14 protein-coding genes, 2 tRNA genes and 3 rRNA genes are annotated in these 17,836 nt (G+C 65.9%); 5 read left to right on the top strand and 14 right to left on the bottom strand.

Annotation, left to right across the window (positions count from 1 at the left end; all coding sequences use genetic code 11):
* From VFS34_17570 to VFS34_17560, 3 genes are all read left to right on the top strand, one after another.
* A partial coding sequence (locus tag VFS34_17570; protein HET9796256.1) for a helix-turn-helix transcriptional regulator occupies positions 1-406 on the top strand: 406 nt, incomplete at its 5' end.
* Positions 407-443: 37 nt separating this feature from the next.
* Positions 444-2,030 carry a PQQ-binding-like beta-propeller repeat protein gene (locus tag VFS34_17565; protein HET9796255.1) on the top strand — a complete coding sequence of 529 codons (1,587 nt, stop codon included), beginning with the start codon at positions 444-446 and terminating at the stop codon, positions 2,028-2,030.
* A gap of 13 nt (positions 2,031-2,043) precedes the next feature.
* A complete protein-coding gene (locus tag VFS34_17560; protein HET9796254.1) occupies positions 2,044-4,155 on the top strand; it encodes a S9 family peptidase in 2,112 nt (703 codons plus the stop codon).
* Positions 4,156-4,197: 42 nt separating this feature from the next.
* On the opposite strand, the gene VFS34_17555 is transcribed toward VFS34_17560, so the two are convergent.
* On the bottom strand, positions 4,198-4,389 hold the full coding sequence (locus VFS34_17555) for a hypothetical protein (GenBank protein HET9796253.1): 192 nt from the start codon (positions 4,387-4,389) through the stop codon (positions 4,198-4,200).
* Positions 4,390-4,495: 106 nt separating this feature from the next.
* Here VFS34_17555 and VFS34_17550 point away from each other — a divergent pair, with 106 nt between their 5' ends.
* Positions 4,496-4,711 carry a hypothetical protein gene (locus VFS34_17550; GenBank protein HET9796252.1) on the top strand — a complete coding sequence of 72 codons (216 nt, stop codon included), beginning with the start codon at positions 4,496-4,498 and terminating at the stop codon, positions 4,709-4,711.
* A complete protein-coding gene (locus VFS34_17545) occupies positions 4,708-5,337 on the top strand; it encodes a sulfite oxidase-like oxidoreductase (protein ID HET9796251.1) in 630 nt (209 codons plus the stop codon). Before VFS34_17550 ends, VFS34_17545 begins: the two co-directional genes overlap by 4 nt.
* A gap of 60 nt (positions 5,338-5,397) precedes the next feature.
* On the opposite strand, the gene VFS34_17540 is transcribed toward VFS34_17545, so the two are convergent.
* The 13 genes from VFS34_17540 to VFS34_17480 form a co-directional block, all read right to left on the bottom strand.
* The gene (locus VFS34_17540; GenBank protein HET9796250.1) at positions 5,398-6,579 is read right to left on the bottom strand and encodes an S-layer homology domain-containing protein; all 1,182 of its coding nucleotides are present in this window, start codon (positions 6,577-6,579) and stop codon (positions 5,398-5,400) included.
* A gap of 365 nt (positions 6,580-6,944) precedes the next feature.
* A complete protein-coding gene (locus tag VFS34_17535; protein HET9796249.1) occupies positions 6,945-7,874 on the bottom strand; it encodes an AraC family transcriptional regulator in 930 nt (309 codons plus the stop codon).
* A 198-nt stretch (positions 7,875-8,072) separates the two neighbouring features.
* The gene (locus tag VFS34_17530) at positions 8,073-8,573 is read right to left on the bottom strand and encodes a hypothetical protein (GenBank protein ID HET9796248.1); all 501 of its coding nucleotides are present in this window, start codon (positions 8,571-8,573) and stop codon (positions 8,073-8,075) included.
* A 19-nt stretch (positions 8,574-8,592) separates the two neighbouring features.
* Complete coding sequence (locus VFS34_17525) at positions 8,593-9,930, bottom strand: amino acid permease (protein ID HET9796247.1); 1,338 nt, start codon at positions 9,928-9,930, stop codon at positions 8,593-8,595.
* Entirely contained in the window at positions 9,927-10,319 is a 393-nt protein-coding gene (locus tag VFS34_17520; protein ID HET9796246.1) for a hypothetical protein, read from the bottom strand. Before VFS34_17520 ends, VFS34_17525 begins: the two co-directional genes overlap by 4 nt.
* Positions 10,316-10,858, bottom strand: coding sequence for a DinB family protein (locus tag VFS34_17515; protein HET9796245.1), 543 nt, complete (start codon positions 10,856-10,858; stop codon positions 10,316-10,318). The genes VFS34_17520 and VFS34_17515 overlap by 4 nt, the downstream gene beginning before the upstream one ends.
* Positions 10,859-10,901: 43 nt before the next feature.
* Positions 10,902-11,489 carry a hypothetical protein gene (locus VFS34_17510; GenBank protein ID HET9796244.1) on the bottom strand — a complete coding sequence of 196 codons (588 nt, stop codon included), beginning with the start codon at positions 11,487-11,489 and terminating at the stop codon, positions 10,902-10,904.
* 98 nt (positions 11,490-11,587) lie between these two features.
* Positions 11,588-13,564: a hypothetical protein gene (locus VFS34_17505; GenBank protein HET9796243.1), complete on the bottom strand. Its 1,977-nt coding sequence runs from the start codon at positions 13,562-13,564 to the stop codon at positions 11,588-11,590.
* Positions 13,565-13,803: 239 nt separating this feature from the next.
* Positions 13,804-13,920, bottom strand: a 5S ribosomal RNA gene (gene rrf / locus VFS34_17500).
* An 83-nt stretch (positions 13,921-14,003) separates the two neighbouring features.
* A 23S ribosomal RNA gene (locus VFS34_17495) occupies positions 14,004-16,983 on the bottom strand.
* A 119-nt stretch (positions 16,984-17,102) separates the two neighbouring features.
* A tRNA-Ala gene (locus VFS34_17490) sits at positions 17,103-17,178 on the bottom strand.
* A gap of 54 nt (positions 17,179-17,232) precedes the next feature.
* Positions 17,233-17,309, bottom strand: a tRNA-Ile gene (locus tag VFS34_17485).
* Between the two features lie 152 nt (positions 17,310-17,461).
* A 16S ribosomal RNA gene (locus VFS34_17480) occupies positions 17,462-17,836 on the bottom strand; the annotation flags it as partial.

Below are 17,836 nucleotides of genomic sequence, written 5' to 3'. Positions count from 1 at the left end.
CGGCGGCGCGCCGGGCCCGCGCTCTCTCCGGCGCGAACGCGAAGAAGCGGAAGCCCTGCGGGGTTTCCTCTCCGGCCACCCGGGCGCTCGCCACCGGCTCGACGATCTGGCGCGGCGGCTCGGCACGACTCCGTTCCGCCTCTGCCGGAGCTTTCGCGCGGCGACGGGGACGACGATCCACCGATTCCTCACCGACGTCCGCGTCAACCGCGCGATCGACCGCCTCGCCGACGGCTGCCGCGACCTGACCGACCTCGCCTTCGATCTCGGATTCTCGAGCCACAGCCATTTCACGGCGACCTTCCGCCGGCGGGTCGGCGTGACTCCCGAAACGGTGCGCCGCATCGCCCGAAAAGGAGACGCGTCACGGCTCCGCGAACGACTCACGGCGGCTGCAAGGAAGTGACAGCGGGGGCCGGCCGCCGGGGCGTAGAAGGTCGCGCATGAAATTTCGAGGCTCGTTCCGGCTCGTCCCGTCGACCGTCCGTCCGTTTCCCCGCCGTCTCGCCCGGCTCGCCGCCGCGGGCGCGCTCGCCGTCGGGGCCCTCGCGTCGGCCGCGTCTCCGGCCGCCGACCCGATCGAAGGAAAATGGAAGGGAGAAGCGGGATTCCCCCAGGACCGCATCGAGATCGGCTTCGAATTCAAGCGCAACGCCGCCGGCGAGCTGAAGGCGTACCTGTACGAGCCCGTCGGGAACTTCTACGGGCTCGAGATTCCCGGAAGAGTCGAACGCCACGGGGCGACCTATGCCATCCCCGACTACGGGACGACCTTGACCCTCCGCGGCGACACTCTCGAGGGAACCTACCTTCCGACGAACACGCCGGCGTCCCTGCATCGCGCCCGGACGCTGCCCTCCGAGGTCCCCATTCCGCCGCTCCCGGCCGGTCCCGGGCCGAAGTGGGAGGCGAGACTCGGGATCGGGCCGATCTACGCGCCGGCCGCCGTGCGCGACGGGGTCGTCTACGTCGGAACGACGGGGGGAACGTTCGACGCGGTCCGGGAAAGCGACGGGAGCCTCGTCTGGATGTTCGCCGCCGGCGGCCCGATCTACGGCGGGGCTCTCGTGGCGGGCGACCACGTCTTCTTCGTCTGCGACAACGGATATCTCTTCAAGCTCGACCGAAGGACGGGGAAGGAAGCCTGGCGCTACGACCTCGGCGGAGAGAGGGCGCCCCGAGTCCTTTCGCATCCGATCGTCGACACCGTCGAACCCCGGATCGGGGAATTCGATTTCGAGATGACTTCGCCGAAGCCGCAGATCGCCGACGGCGTTCTCTACGTCGGATCCGGAGACGGCAGCTTCCACGCGATCGACGCGGAGACCGGAAGACGCGTCTGGAGATTCGAGGCCCCGGAGAACAAGGAACCGCCCGAAGTGGTGCCCTGGGATCCGAAAGGGTCGAACAAGATCCGCACCGACGCCGTCGTCGACGGATCCCGGGTCGTGTTCGGGAGCTTCGGCCACAAGCTGCGGGCGCTCGACCGGAAGAGCGGGACGGAAATCTGGCAGAAGGACCTCAAGGCGGAGATTTCGAGCTCCCCCGTGCTCGTCGACGGCAGGATCGTCGTGGGCAGCCGCGGCGGCATCCTCTATGCGTTCGACCCGGAGACCGGGAAGGTCCTCTGGCGCATGATCTTCTGGGGATCGGCAATCGAGTCGAGCGCCGCTGCCGGCGAAGGAAGCCTTTTCTTCATCGGCGCTTCCGACCTGCGGCGGGTCACCCTGATCGACTCCCGCGACGGCCGGGTCGTGTGGAGAACGGACGTCTTCGGCCTTCCCTGGGCGCGGCCCGCCGTCGCGGGCAAGCGCGTGTTCGCGAGCGCGACCGGTTATGAGCCCTATCAGATGCGGCACGTGGGGAGCTTCTCCGCGCTCGATGCCGAAACCGGACGGATCCTGTGGCGATGGACGCTCCCCCCGACGCGCTCCGAGGTCTCGGGGTTCGGCGCCCCGCCCGTGGTCGACGGGAGCCTCGTGTTCGTCGGAGGCCTCGACGGAAACCTGTACGCCTTCCCGGCGGAATGACGAAAGGAAAGCCGTGAAATCGACTTCCCGTCTCGCCGCGGCGCTTCTCGCGCTGGGGGGCCTGGCCGCGGGGCCCGCGGCGCCGCCACGACGCCCGATCGCCGAAACCGATCTCCTGAAGCTCCGCTGGATCGCCGACCCGCAGATCTCCCCCGACGGCCGGCAGATCGCCTACGTCCTCGTGACGGTGAACGAGAAGGAGGACCGCTACGACACGGCGCTCTGGACGGTGGCGGCTTCCGAAGGCGCCGCTCCGAGGCCGCTGACCTCCGGGCCGCGCGATTCCGCGCCCCGATGGGCGCCCGATTCACATACCCTGGCCTTCCTCCGCTCGCCCGAGAAGGGCGCGCCTCAGGTCTACCTGCTCTCGATGTCCGGGGGCGAGGCGCGGATGCTGACCGACCTCCCGAAGGGAACGAGCGCGCCCGTCTGGTCCCCGGACGGGAAAGCGATCGCGTTCACCAGCGGCACGACTCCGGAGGACCTGGAAGAGAAGAAGCGCGGGGCAAAGGCCGATCGGAAGAAGAGCGACGTCCATCTGGTGACGGAGGCGTTCTACCGGCTGAACGGCCTGGGCCTCATCGACCCGTCGTCCCACGACCACGTCTGGACGGTCCCGTCGACGCTCCCCGCGAACGGTCCCGCCGAAGCGCGGCAGCTCACGGCAGGGAAATTCGACGAGGGCTCTCCGGTCTGGAGCCCCGACGGCTCGCGCCTCTACTTCGCGTCCGACCCGGTCGCGGAGTCCTACTACTACCCGTCCGACAGCAACGTCTACGCGGTCCCCGCTTCGGGCGGCCCCATCGACAGGATCGTCGACATCGACGGCCCGGTCCTCGACGTCTCCCCGTCTCCGGACGGCCGCCGGTTCGCCTTTCACGGCTGGATCAACCCGGAGCGCACCCGTTCGTACGACAAGGTGGACCTGTTCGTCTCCGACGGCAGGAGTACGCGCGACCTCACGGCCGACTGGGAGGCCGATCTGACGAACTTCGTCGCCTACGACACCCACCCTCCGCGCGGCGGCGGCGATGCCGAGGCCCTGGTCTGGACGCCCGACGGAGCGGCGTTTTTCGCGGTCGCGACCGTGCATGGCGCCGCGAACCTGTTTCGTGTCGACGCCGCCACCGGCGCGCGCCAGCCGGTGACGGCCGGCGACCGGGAAATCGTTGCGTTCAGCGCCACGCCCGACGCGTCGCGATTCGCGCTCACGATCGACGACGGGGCGCATCCGGGAGAGCTCTACGTCCTCGACGCGGCGACGCGCCGGCTCACCCGGCTGACGGGAGAAAACGACGCGCTGCTCGCCGAAATCGACGTGTCGGTGCCGGAAAAAATCGTGTATCCGAGCTTCGACGGCACGAAGATCGAAGCCTGGGTCGTCAAACCGCCCCGGTTCGACCCGAAGAAGAAGTACCCGCTCATCCTGAACATCCACGGCGGACCGCACATCGAGTACGGCGAGACGTTCTTCCACGAGTTCCAGTGGATGGCGGCCAGGGGCTACGTCGTGCTCGCGCCGAACCCGCGGGGCAGCGCCTCGTACGGGCAGGAGTTCGCGAACTCGATCCAGTACGAGTTTCCAGGAATCGACTACAAGGATCTGATGGCGGGCGTCGACGAGCTGATCCGGCGCGGATACGTGGACGAAAAGAGACTCGGGATCACCGGCGGGAGCGGCGGCGGTGTGCTCACGAACTGGACGATCACCCAGACCGGCCGGTTCAAGGCGGCCGTCTCTCAGCGGTCGATCGCGGACTGGGCCGGCTGGTGGTACGACCTCGACGTCCCGATCTTCACGCCGGCGTGGTTCCGCAAATTCCCCTTCCAGGACCCCGACGAGTACCGCCGGCGGTCTCCCGTCAGCTACGCCGAGCGGGTGACGACTCCCTATCTCACGATCGAGGGAGAGAGCGATCTGCGCGCGCCCACGGATTCGGGGGGAGGAGCGATGTTCCGGGCGCTCAAGGCCCTCCACAAAACGGCGGCCATGGTGCTCTTCCCGGGCGAGACCCACGAGCTCTCCCGCTCCGGCAGACCGTCGCACCGCATCGAACGGCTGCGCTACATCGTGGGATGGTTCGACAAGTACATGGAGGGGAAGAGCGTCGCGGAATTCCCCTGACCGGGCGTCATCGGGGCCGGGAGGACCGGAGGAGCGGCCGCTTCAGCGGCGCGCGAGGAGCCGGAGCGCCGGCAGCGTCGTCAATGCTCCGATCGCGACCAGCGCCGTTCCCAGTCGGCGCCGCGCGGCCCTCGACAGCTTTCCGGAAAGCAGCAGGCCGGCCCCTGCGGCGAGCGCCGCCCGCGTGCCGACCACGAAACCGATCTGAGGCGTGGTGAGACGGTGTTTTCGCATTTTCGACCTCCGAAAGGCGATTCCCAGCAAGAAGCCTACCCGGCGAAGGCTCCCTCCGCCAGATGCGGAAGAATCCCGGGGCGGAGCGATGTTCTAATTCGGCCTCGTGAGCTCCGAGGCCGATCGGGAAATCGAAGCGGTCTGGCGGATCGAGGCGCCGCGGCGGATCGGCGGACTCGTCCGGATGGTGCGAGACGCCGCGGGGGCGTCTCCCCCGGCGTTCGCCCGCGAGCGGCGAGTCTTCCGCGGGCGCGCCGCGGCGTGCTCCGGCCGCGCCCGCGCGGGCACCGACCCGCGGGCCTACGGAGAATCCCTCCCGTGACCGACGACACCGAGCGGCTCCCGCCCGGGCAGTACCGCACGGAGAAATGGCCGGTCCTGACCTACGGCGCGACGCCATCGGTCGATCTCGCGAACTGGACGTTCCGTTGCGTCGGACGAGTCGGTCAAGAAGTCTCGTGGACCTGGCCGGAGTTCCTGGCGCTTCCGCGCGCCGAAGTCGTCTCCGACATCCACTGCGTCACGCGCTGGAGCCGATTCGACAATCTCTGGGAGGGCGTCCGGGCTCGCGAAATCCTCGATCGCGTGGCGCTCGCGCCGGACGCCGTCGCGGTCGTCGTGCACTCGGAGGGCGGCTACACGACCAACGTCGCCCTCGAGGACCTTCGCGGGGACGACGTGCTCCTCGCGATCCGCCACGACGGCCGCGACCTTTCTCCCGAGCACGGAGGCCCGTGCCGGCTCGTGGTCCCGAAGCTCTATTTCTGGAAGAGCGCGAAGTGGATCCGCGCCTTCGAGTTCGTCGCGGCGAACGTTCCGGGATTCTGGGAGGAGAACGGGTATCACCTCCGCGGCAATCCCTTCCGGGAAGAGCGCTTCTCCGATCAGGAAACCGACGCCATGCAGCGCATGCGGGCGGAGGCCGCGAGGAAGGCGCGCGGGCGCTGACCCCGTAAAAGGCCGCCGGCGCCTCGTGGCGGCCGGCGGCCGGAAGATCGCGCCCTCAGCTCAGTAACGGCCGAGCTCGCCCGCTCCCGCGAGCGCGACCCAGAAGTTCACGCCGTCGCTGCACGCGCCGACCGGCTGGCTCGACGCTCCGGTCGACTCCGTTCCGAGGGGGGACAGGTCCGCCGCGCGCCAGACCGACACGCTGTTGCCCGCATGGTTGGTCACGAGCACCCGCTGGCCGTCGAAGGCCGCGCCCGTCGGCCCGTTGAGACCGTTGCCGGTGAGCGTCGCGACGACCGCCCCGGAAGACGTCCGCACGACGGAAATGGAATTATCGGACGAATTCACGACCCAGATGTTCGCGCCGTCGAAGGTCGGCGACGTCGGAGCGCCTCCGACGGACACCGTCTGCAGGATCGCTCCGTTCGCGTCGAGCTTCAGGAGGGATCCCGGCGTCATCGTCACCCAGACGTTCGAACCGTCGAACGCGATCCCCGTGACCGATCCGGTGAATCCGGTCGTCACCGGCGTCATGGTCCAGGAGCCCGGTGTGATGATCGTCACCCCGTTGTCGCCCCCGTTGGGGTCTTCTCCGATGTGCGACGTCCAGATCGAGGTTCCGTCGAACGTCATCCCCGAGATGTTCGGCAGGATGGTCTGCGCGACCTGCGTCATCTCGCCGGGATCCTGCGTCGGGTCCGCCATGTCGATCGCCCCCTGAAGATCGACGTTCGTCGTGAAGATGCGTCCGAGCGCCACCAGCACCGAGCCGGGATGCCAGGAGGGTCCGGGCGCAGGCGTCCAGGTGCCGAGAAGCTTCCCGTCGCTCGCCCGGACTCGCGAGACCCCCTGAAAGATCGATACCCATATGTCCGCACCGTCCGCGCGGCACTGGTGGGCGTCGCTCGCCGCCGTCGTGCCGAACGAATCGAATCGGGGCGTGGTCGCCTGCCACCATTGGTCCAGCGCCGCCCGACGGTTCGAACGTGCGGTCGCCTGGTTGAGCGTTCGCGTGATGAACGCGGCCATCTGATCCCGGGTGACGCCTTGCTCCGGACCGAACGTCGTCGCCGAAGTCCCGTTGGTCAACCCCGCGTAGAAGGCCTCCTCGATCGCCCCGCAAAACGAGCCGGTCGACGTGTCACTGAACGGCCCGCAGTCGCCGAAAGCGATACCCGCCGACAGGCAGGCGACGGCGACCAGCATCGACGCCCCCCTCCCCGTGATCCTCCCGATCCTCATCGGTTCCTCCTGAATGTTTCGGGAAGACCGGGGCGACCGACGAGGGGTTGTTGAATCCGCTTCCCACGATGCCGCGATCGAAGCAACGGTCGTGCCGTGAACATGGAATTCGCACGATTTCGACAGAGCGGCGGGACAGGTCGGTCCGTGGTGCTCCGGTCGAGCGCGCGCGAGTGTCGCTCGATGGCGTGTCGATCGCCGAGACGCCATCCCGAGGAACTCCGAAGAAGGCGGTCCCTCCGGTGCATGGCCGGCGACGCGGGAGCCCTCGCCGCTCCTCCGCGGCGGGCCTCTCGTTCCGTCTCGCGAAGGGCACCCGCCTGGACCGAGCGCCGGAAGACGTGCCGTCCTTTCGGGCCGACCCGCTACTCGAACCGCGCCGGTCCGAATCCCAGTCGGGACGCGACGAAGCCCAGCTCTTCCTCCCGCACCAGGCGGCGCAGGGAGGAAGGCGACATCCCGAATTCCGCATGAAAGGCAGAGGTCAGGTGGCTGTGCGAGGAGAACCCGAGATCCAGACCGATCTGCATCAGGTCGGAGCGATCCTCCAGAACGCGAGGCAGCGCGGCGAAGAGCCGCGCCCGAAGGCGATACCGCCGCAAGGTGACCCCCGTGGCCTGGCGGAAGGTGCGCGCGAGATGGAACGGGGAGTATCGGGCCTGAGCGGCGAGCGCCGCGAGTCCGAGCTTGGCGCGCAGATCGCTCGCCAGACGGCGGCGCGTCGCTTGGACGGCCGCTTCGCGGCGCCGCCCGGAGGGAGGCGCCGGCGCGGTATCGGCGAGACGCCGTGCTTCCGAGAGGAGGCGAAGCGCGAGCGATTCGACCGTCCTCCGGTCGGAGTCCTCGCCGCGGCGAAACAGGATTTCCTGGAGAAGGTGGGCGCGCGGCGATCGGAGCGCCCACGAGCGGCGCTCCGCGTTTCGCAGGGTGAACGGGGCCGGGCGCGCGAATCGCAGGAGCAGTCCGCGATCGCCGGTCCCGAAGGGGTGGCTGGTCCGGTAGGAAACGCCCGCCGAGTGGAACAGGACGACGTTGCGGTCCGCGACGATCGACTCCCCTTCCGCGTGGATCGCAAACGGAACGTCCCGCGGGAAAGCCACGGCATCCGCGCTCTGCACCCGCTCTTCGGACCATTCCCGCGCGAGGACGGGACACCGCCACGAAGAAACGCGGACGGCCCTTCCTTCGAAGATCACGTCGAGAACGCCGGGCTCGCCCGGGGCGAGGCCCCCGCGCAGCGTGTGGGACGGCATCGAGAGCGGGGCCTCCTCGATCGAGCGATCCAGAAGCGACATCACGCCCCTCCGGCGAAGTGTTGAATGACGCTCACCAGCAGAACCTCGCCGATATCCCTGACAAGAAAGGTGCCAGTGTCGAATCGCGCGTTTTCAGGGGGTTGCAGGAACGTCCCGGGCCGGGGGTGTCCGCTTCCGGAATGGGGTCGTGCCGGAACCGGACGATGCCGGAGGTGAACAGACCGAGCCGTGGCAGGGCTATTTCTTCGGCTCGATGGGCGTGGAGAACGTGATGTCGTATTCGTACGGCACGTCGTCGTACGACTTCTGCGGGGCCGTGGTGCGCGACCGGCCGGCGGCGGTTTTCCCGTCGAACGTCTTCGCTTCGAAAACGTGCTCGGTCGAGCCGCCGCCCTCCGGCACGCCGAACCGCTCGTGCTGGACCTTGTAGTTGATGACCTGGCCGCCCTCGTCGATCGTCTGCTCGACGCAGTGGAGCTTTCCGGCCTTCACGAGGTCCGTCCGCGCGAAGGGGTCGCGCACCGCCGCCGGAGGCACGGCGGCATCGCAGAACAGGAGGACGACGTCCAGCTTTTTCTCGTCGAAGAAGCCCTTCTGCGCGAAGGCGTACACGTGCGTGATCCGGACGGGCTTTCCGTCGACGACGAGCTGCCCTTGCACGCGACTCTCCGCTCCCGACGCCGCTGCCGCGAACAAGACGCCCGCGAAGAGCCCGGCCCACTTCGATGATCCGCTCATGGCGTCCCTCGCCGTCAGTTTACTCCCGGCCGGAACCGCGGAAAAAGAAGTAGAGAGGGACGCCGAGCGCGATGAAGCCGAGGCCCAGCAGCGATTCGCGGGGGCGCTGGAGGATCGTGCTCACCGTCATCGCGGCCGCCGCGACGACGAAGACCGCCGGAACGACGGGATAGCCCGGAACGCGGAACGGACGGGCGAGTTCCGGCTCCTTGCGCCGAAGGATCGGCACCGCCGCGGTCGCGAGCGCGTACATCAGCCAGCCGCCGAAGATCACGTACGTGAAGAGCTGCGAGAACCCCCCGATGAAGAGGATCAGGACGCACGACCAGACGCCCTGGAGCGCGATCGCCGCCGCGGGCGTCCGGAACGTCGCGTGGACTTCCGCCAGGCCGCGCGGGAGGAGGCCGTCGCGCGCCATCTGGAAGTAGGCCCGCGGCCCCGCCAGGATCGACCCGTTCATCGCGCCGAGAATGGAGCAGACGATCGCGGCCGTGAGCGCCTTCGCTCCCCACGGACCGAGGACCTTCCCGATCGCGGTGAGCCCCACGCGGGGCGACGCGGCGATCTCGCCGGCGTTCATCACGCGGAAGTACGCCAGGTTCGCCGCGACGTAGAGGGCCACGATCACGAGCTCGCCGATCACCACCCCGGCCGGGAAGTTCCTCTGCGGGTCGCGCACTTCGCCCGCGACGAACGTGGCGTCGTGCCATCCTTCGTAGGCCCAGAAAACGCCGAGCAGGGCGACGCCGATTCCGGCGATGCCGTTCGGAACCGCCGCGGCCGGGAGGGATGCCGGGGCCGGAGCGGGACCGGCGAGCGCGAAGATCGCGATCGTCATGCCGGCGAGGCCGGCGACCTTGAGCACCGTCAGGACGTTCTGCACCGTGGCTCCGGTCCGGACCCCCGCGACGTTCGCGGCGGTCAGAGTCAGGACGGCGAGGATCGAAACGGCGCGGCCCGCCGCCGCCGAGATCGCAAACAGCCCGGAGAGGTAGATCGAGAAGGCCACGGCGAGCGTCGCGATCGCCCCGGAGGTGATCACGGTGAAGATCGCCCATCCGCAGAGGAATCCGGGAAGCCTTCCATACGCGCGCGCGATGTACGTGTAGATCCCTCCCGGCGCCGGAATCGCGGACCCGAGCTCCGCGATGGAGAGAACGCCGAGCATCGTCAGAATTCCCCCGGCGATCCAGATCCCGATCGTGACGGGTTCCGACCGGACATCGCGCGCGATCTCCGAGGGCACCAGGAAGATCCCCGAACCGATGACCGTGCCGACGAGGAAGAACGCCATGTCCCACCGGCCGAGCGCGCGGAGCAGATCTCCGGATCGATCGTTCCCCGCGGGAGATTTCACGGAGCCCGCCCGGGCCCCCCGACGGGGCCGATCGTTCTCAGCAGGGGCAACGCTCCCCCGATCGCCGAGCAGGCCCGGCCCCCGGGGAACCGCGCGCAGCGCCAGGCCGCGGAAAGCGGACGCGCATCGACGTCCCCGCGCACGACGACGAGCGTCCGGGAATCCGGTTCCCGCCCCTCGTCCCCGCCCCGGAGCTCCCGGCCGCAGGTCGCGACGAGATTCAGCTGATCCTCGTGAACCGCGAACCCGGAAGCGCCGGTCTTCATCGATGCCGCCGGAATCGCGACCATGAAGCTCGGCAGACCGGCGAACGCGCCGACCAGGAGGAGGAGCGTGGGCGAGGGGGACATCCGCGAGGGGGACTTCTCCGCGTCCGCGCCGACGCTCATCGGACCGCCGCGCCGCCGGAGAGGTACCGCTCGCGGATGACGTTCCGATGCCGGAGCTCGTGGCCCGCGATGTGGTACGCGAGAGCGCGGACGGTAAAACGGTTCCCGTCGGCGGCGCCCGAGCGGTCGAGGACGGCATCGTCGAATCCCGCGAACAGGAGCACCGTCGACCTCCGCACCGCCTCGAGCTCGGCGAGGAGATCGTCGATCGGCCGGGCGTTCGCTCCCGAGAATCGCGCGAAGGCGTCCTGGTCGAATCCGGGAAGCTCCGTGGCGTCGTTCCGCGCGAACCGCAGGGCGCGGTAGCCGTAGATCCGCTCGTCGTCCGACAGGTGGGCGACGATTTCCTTGATCGTCCATTTTCCCGGCGCGTACCGGAACGCAAGCCGCTCTTCCGGCAGGGCGCCGACGAGCTCCCGGGTGGCGACCGCGTTGCGCGACAGCTGATCGAGAATGGAACCGTCGTCCGGAAGGAGATCGACGTACACCGCCGCATAGGCGGGGTATTCCCCCGGAAGCGGCTTGCGAATCGCCCTCACGCGCCGTGCCGTTCTGGCGGGACGAGCGGCCCGCGGGAGTCGATCATTTCGCCGTGGGAGCGGGGCACGCGTAGAACCGGGCCTGGCCCGCGTAACGGGAGAACGAAAGCTTCGCCCCCTGTTCCGTCCGGCAACCGATCTCCTGGAGGGATTCGCCCCGCTCGCGGTCGCCGTCCTTCTCCACGATCGCGCAGTCGTGAACGCCCTTCTGACCCGCGAGAGATTCCGAATCCGAGAGCAGGAGATAGACGGCGTTGGCTCCGAACTTTCCCGCCGCGTTCCGGAGCTCCGACGGATGGAGAACGAGCGCGTCTTCGGAATCGGGGTCCGGGAGCGGATGGTCGGCGCCGAGGATCTCCTTCTGCGCGGCGGCCTTCAACGTGTACCGGACGGCCTTCCTCGTGCACTTCTCCTCGTAGGGATCCGGCACGAAACGGGAGTCGGGAATCGAAAAGGATCGCGTGAACGCGACCTTCGCGCCGTCCGGCGTGAGCACGATCGGATCGGATTCCGTGATCGCGCCGGCGCGAACGTGGACCCGGCGGTCGGAAGTCGGCTCGTCGGCGGACGCCCGCGCGAGTCCCGCGAGGAGCACCGAGAGGAGCAGCGGAGCGATTCTGGTCGAGCGCATGGCGGCGTGGCCTTCGGGCAGTCCTTGTAGCACGAAAGGGGAATCCATCGCACCCGGGACGCGGATTCTTCGGCCGCCCCGTCCTCTCGCGCCCCCTTTCAGGGACGCGCCCGGCCCGCGAGAGAAGCGCCCGCGGCCGCCGTCAGCGCGGCGAGCACGAGCAAGGCGGATCCCGAGAGCGTCGGGATCGCCGTTCCGCCGCCGGCCGGGGCCGGAGTCCAGGATCCGACGCCTCCCGGCGCGGTGCTCCCGAAGGGATCGAGGGTGAACACCCCGCAGGGATTCCCTCCCGCCGGATTCGTTCCGCCCAGGTCGCGCCCCACCGCTCCGACGTGAATCGAGTCGATCGACGAGAAAGGGTCGGAGCTCGACGCGACGCGCTGCCGGAGCTCGACGTCCCACTGCACGATCCGGCCGGCGGCGTCCGTCGCGACTTCGAGCTTGCAGATGACGCTGTCGGCGGCGGTTCGCGTCTGGATGCCGTCGCTGTAGGAGAAGTCGAGGATCGCGGCGGTCACGTCCGCCAACGGCATGTTCGGCGGCAGCGGATTCCCGAATCGAAGCATTCCCGTGATCCGGTCCTGCGTCGTGTACGGAGCGATGACGTCGGTGAAGAACGGTCCGGCATAGTCGTACGACACCGGCGTTCCGGGCAGAGCCGGGCCGGTCCAGGACCCGATCACGGAGGTCGACCCGGCGGGAGAAAGCGAGATCACCGCGCAGGCGGTCGCGCCGGCGGGCCCGGTTCCGGCGAGATCGCCGATCGACCACGTCGAATCGACGTTCTGCTGGGGGTTCCCGGGAGCGGGCGTGGGCGCCTCGCGGAGCTCGACGACCCAGCGCGTGATCGCCCCGACGCCGTCGGTCGCGACCTCGAACGTGCACACCGTCGAATTCGCGCGCGTGCGCGTCTGTACGCCGTCCGTGAAGGAAAAATCGGAGAGGGCCGCCGAGATGTCGGTCATCGGAAGGAACGCGGGCAGCCGGCCGGCGAGCGTGATCGAGCCCGTGAGCTCGTCGCTCGTCGAATACGGCGGCGTCGCCGAAGAGAACGGGTGGCCGACGTAGTGGTACGTCGCGGGAGCCGGCGGCGGGAGGCTCGAGCTCCACGTTCCGGGTCCGGCGGATTCGGCGAAGATCGACTGTGCGATGGCGGCGCAGGGATCCGCGACGGCCGCGCCGGAGCCGACGACGTCGTGCGACGATCCCGAAAGCGTCATCGTCTGCTCCGGATCCCCGGACGCGGGATGGGGAGCCTGCGTCAGGTAGACGAACCATTTCGAGATTTTCCCGGCGCCGTCGGTTGCGACTTCGAACTGGCACACGTTCGAGCTCACCTTGGTCCTCGTCTGCACGCCGTCCGTGAAGGAAAAATCGGAAAGCGCCGCGACGACGTCGGTGAGAGGAAGGAACGGAGGGAGCGGGTTCGCGAAGACGACCGAACCCGTGACCTTTTCGCTCGTGGCGTACGGAGCGGTGACCGAGGTGAACGGCTGTCCGGTGAAGACGTACGTCGTCGGGCTCCCCGGGGGAAGGCTGGAGCTCCACGAACCTGGACCCGGCGAAGCCCCGAAGACCGGCTGCGGGATGCTCGCGCAGGCGCTCGCGACGGCGGCGCCCGATCCGACCACGTCATGGGACGCGCTCGCGAGCGTCATCGTCTCTTCCGGATCGCCGAGGGCCGGATGAGGCGCCTGGGTGAGGTACACGAACCAGGCGGAGACGTTTCCGGCTCCGTCCGTCGCGACCGAGAAATCGCAGGCGAAGCTGTTCGCGCTCGTCCGACTCTGGACTCCATCGCTGAAGGAGTAGCTCGCGATCGAGCCGGAAACGTCCGTCAGCGGCATGAAACGGGGCAATGCGACGGCGGTGGTGAACGAGCCGGTCACTTTCTCCGCCGTCGTGTAGGGAGCCGTCACGGAAGAGAAATTCTGGCCGGTGTAAGTGTAGGTCTGAGCCCCATGGAGAGGAACCGCCGAAAACAGGATGCCGAGGGCGGCGAGAGGCCCGAGGCCCAGGACGCGCGTTCGTCCGGCCGCCCGGGTCTCGTCCGTTCTCGCAGGGGCACTCGCCACGATCTGCGGGATTGTGGGCGACGGCGCGGCAACCGGTTATCGAAAACTTGGCGCGTGCCCGGCCGCGCCCGACGGCGGCCACGCGCTTCGCGCAACCCGGAGAGTGGCCGCCTGCACCTCCGATCCGCAGGGGATTTTCCCCTCAGCCTCCCCTCGGGCGAATCGGCCGTCGCCGTTCGTGGTTCTCGCTTCCAAAAAGAAAGGCCCGAAGATCACTCTTCGGGCCTTGTTAATTAATTCCCCGGCGGCGTCCTACTCTCCCACACAGTTTCCCGTGCAGTACCATCGGGGCTGAGGGGCTTAACTGCCGTGTTCGGAATGGGAACGGGTGGGTCCCCCTCGCTAAAACCACCGAGAAAACCTGTTACGGTTCTCCAGAGAATCGGGTCTCGCGCACGCGAGCAATCAAGATACGGATACAACGCACCTTAAGAATTTTATGGTCAAGCCGCACGACCGATTAGTACGGGTCAGCTTCACACCTTACAGTGCTTCCACATCCCGCCTATCAACGTGGTCATCTCCCACGGGTCTTCAGGGGGTTGCCCCCGGGATAACTCATCTTGTGGAAGGCTTCCCGCTTATATGCTTTCAGCGGTTATCCTTTTGAACATCGCTACCCGGCCGTGCCGCTGGCGCGACAACCGGTGCACAAGAGGTTCATTCGTCCCGGTCCTCTCGTACTAAGGACGAATCCACTCAATTATCCTGCGCCCACACGAGATAGGGACCGAACTGTCTCACGACGTTCTAAACCCAGCTCACGTACCGCTTTAACCGGCGAACAGCCGGACCCTTGGGACCTGCTTCAGCCCCAGGATGCGATGAGCCGACATCGAGGTGCCAAACCTTGCCGTCGATGTGAACTCTTGGGCAAGATCAGCCTGTTATCCCCGGCGTACCTTTTATCCGTTGAGCGATGGCCCTTCCATACAGAACCACCGGATCACTAAGCCCTACTTTCGTACCTGCTCGACTTGTCGGTCTCGCAGTCAAGCTCTCTTCTGCCTTTACACTCTACGGCTGGTTTCCAATCAGCCTGAGAGAACCTTTGGGCGCCTCCGTTACAATTTAGGAGGCGACCGCCCCAGTCAAACTACCCGCCTGGCAGGGTCCCCGACCCGGATTACGGGTCTGGGTTAGAATTCCAACGCTATCAGGGTGGTATCTCACCGTTGCCTCCCCCGAGGCCAAAACCCCAGGTTCATAGGCTCCCACCTATCCTGCGCAGACAACGCCGAAATTCAGTGCCAGGGTATAGTAAAGGTGCACAGGGTCTTTCCGTCTACGTGCGGGTAACCGGCATCTTCACCGGTACTACAGATTCGCCGAGCGCGTTGTCGAGACAGTGCCCAAATCGTTACGCCATTCGTGCAGGTCGGAACTTACCCGACAAGGAATTTCGCTACCTTAGGACCGTTATAGTTACGGCCGCCGTTTACTGGGGCTTCGGTTCGTAGCTTCGCCTTGCGGCTGACCACTCTCCTTAACCTTCCAGCACCGGGCAGGCGTCAGACCCTATACGTCGTTTTCGACTTTGCAGAGTCCTGTGTTTTTATTAAACAGTCGCTTGGGCCGTTTTACTGCGACCCCACGAAGCCTCAGGCGCGAAGCCCTCGACCCCATGAGGCACACCTTCTTCCGAAGTTACGGTGTTAATTTGCCGAGTTCCTTGACAACGCTTCACTCGAGCGCCTTAGGATTTTCTCCTCATCTACCTGTGTCGGTTTGCGGTACGGTCGCCCAGGAGTCTCCTTAGAGGATTTTCTCGGCAGCGTGGCATCGACGACTTTATGACCTTGCGGTCTCGCACTCGCTTCTCGGTGTTGACGAGGAAACGGATTTGCCTGTCTCCTCCACCTACCAGCTTGGCCCGGGATGTCCAGCACCCGGTACGTCTAGCCTCCTGCGTCCCCCCTTCGTAATAACGACTCTTCGGCGGTTCAGGAATTTTGACCTGATGTCCATCGGCTACGCCTTTCGGCCTGGCCTTAGGGACCGACTAACCCTGAGCGGATTGACCTTGCTCAGGAATCCTTAGATTTACGGCGAGCAGAGTTCTCATCTGCTTTTTCGCTACTTGTGCCGGCAGGGTCTCTTCCAACCGGTCCATTAGTCCTCGCGGTCTAACTTCACCCCTGTTGGAATGCTCTCCTACCACGCGGAAAGATCCGAAGATCTCTCCGCATCCGCTGCTTCGGTACGTGGCTTGAGCCCCGTTGAATTGTAGGCACGGAGCCGCTTGACCAGTGAGCTATTACGCTTTCTTTAAAGGATGGCTGCTTCTAAGCCAACCTCCTGGCTGTCAGGGCGTCTCCACATCCTTTTCCACTTAGCCACGATTGAGGGACCTTAGCAGGCGGTCTGGGTTCTTTCCCTTTCGACAATGAAGCTTATCCCCCACTGTCTGACTCCCGCGCAGTGCTCAACGGCATTCAGAGTTTGGTTGGATTCGGTAACCGGGAAAGGCCCCTAGTCCATCCAGCGCTTTACCACCGTTGACATTCACGCAAGGCTAGCCCTAAAGCTATTTCGGAGAGAACGAGCTATAACGGAATTTGATTAGCCTTTCACCCCTACCCTCAGTTCATCCGAGTTGTTTTCAACCAACACCAGTTCGGACCTCCACCTGGTGTTACCCAGGCTTCATCCTGACCAAGGGTAGATCATCCCGCTTCGCGTGTAATCCCAGCGACTGGGACGCCCTATTAAGACTCGCTTTCGCTACGGCTCTGCACGTTGCTTCGCCTTGCCGCTGAAATTAACTAGCCGGCTCATTATGCAAAAGGCACGCGGTCCCACCGGGTTGCCCCATGGTGGTTCCACTGCTTGTAGATGGACGGGTTCAGGTACTATTTCACTCCCCTCACGGGGGTTCTTTTCACCTTTCCCTCACGGTACTGGTTCACTATCGGTCGCACAGGAGTATTTAGCCTTGGGTGATGGTCCACCCGGATTCCCACTGGGTTTCTCGTGCCCCGTGGTACTCGGGAACGGAACGGGAAGAGACCGAACTTTTCGCCTACGGGGCTGTCACCCTGTTTCGCGGCACTTTCCAGAGCCTTCGGCTAAGTTGGTTTTTTGTAACTTCTCGGCTTGCGCCATGTTCCGCCCCACAACCCCCCGAGAACTTGCGCCCTCGAGGTTTGGGCTGTTCCGCGTTCGCTCGCCGCTACTGACGGAATCGCAATTGCTTTCTCTTCCTCCGGGTACTGAGATGGTTCACTTCCCCGGGTTAGCTTCTCATCGCCTATGAATTCAGCGAAGGATCTTCCGGTATGACCCGGAAGGGGTTGCCCCATTCGGAAATCCCGGGATCAAAGCCTGTTTGCGGCTCCCCCGGGCTTATCGCAGCTTGCCACGTCCTTCATCGCCTCTGTGCGCCAAGGCATCCACCGTCCACCCTTAGTAGCTTGACCATAAAATACCTAAGACGCGTTTTGATCTGTCAATTTTTGTTTACCCGATTCTTTTGTCAAAGATCCTGATCTCTTCGGATCAAGGAGAAGGACGCGTGCGTCCGTCTCCTTCATCCGAATGGTGGAGCCGATCGGGTTCGAACCGACGACCTACGGCTTGCAAAGCCGCCGCTCTCCCAACTGAGCTACGGCCCCGTGAATTTCGAGCCTGCCTCGCCTGAGCTCGCGTCTGTCGCGGGCGGAGGCGGATGGTGGGCCTGGGTAGATTCGAACTACCGACCTCACGCTTATCAGGCGTGCGCTCTAACCAACTGAGCTACAGGCCCAGATAAGCGCCTTCACGATCGACTTCCCTGTAAAGACCGGTTCGCGCGCGGGCGGGACCGATTCCCTGGAAACTGAACAGAGCGAACCAACGATCGACCTTGAGTGTCCTTCGAAGTCTCATGAGAAGAAACGACGAAGGAGAGAACTCTAGAAAGGAGGTGATCCAGCCACAGGTTCTCCTACAGCTACCTTGTTACGACTTCACCCCAATTACCGACCATACCTTAGACGGCTACCTCCCTTGCGGGTTAGCCCACCGGCTTCTGGTACAGCCGACTTTCGTGATGTGACGGGCGGTGTGTACAAGGCCCGGGAACGTATTCACCGCGGCGTGCTGATCCGCGATTACTAGCGATTCCAGCTTCATGGAGTCGAGTTGCAGACTCCAATCCGAACTGAGACCGGCTTTTTCCGATTTGCTCCAGCTTGCGCTCTTGCGTCGGTTTGTACCGGCCATTGTAGCACGTGTGTAGCCCTGGACATAAAGGCCATGAGGACTTGACGTCATCCCCACCTTCCTCCGGTT

This window comes from Thermoanaerobaculia bacterium (assembly GCA_035717485.1).
GTDB lineage: Bacteria > Acidobacteriota > Thermoanaerobaculia > UBA5066 > DATFVB01 > DATFVB01.
This window is presented reverse-complemented; position numbering and strand designations above follow the sequence as displayed.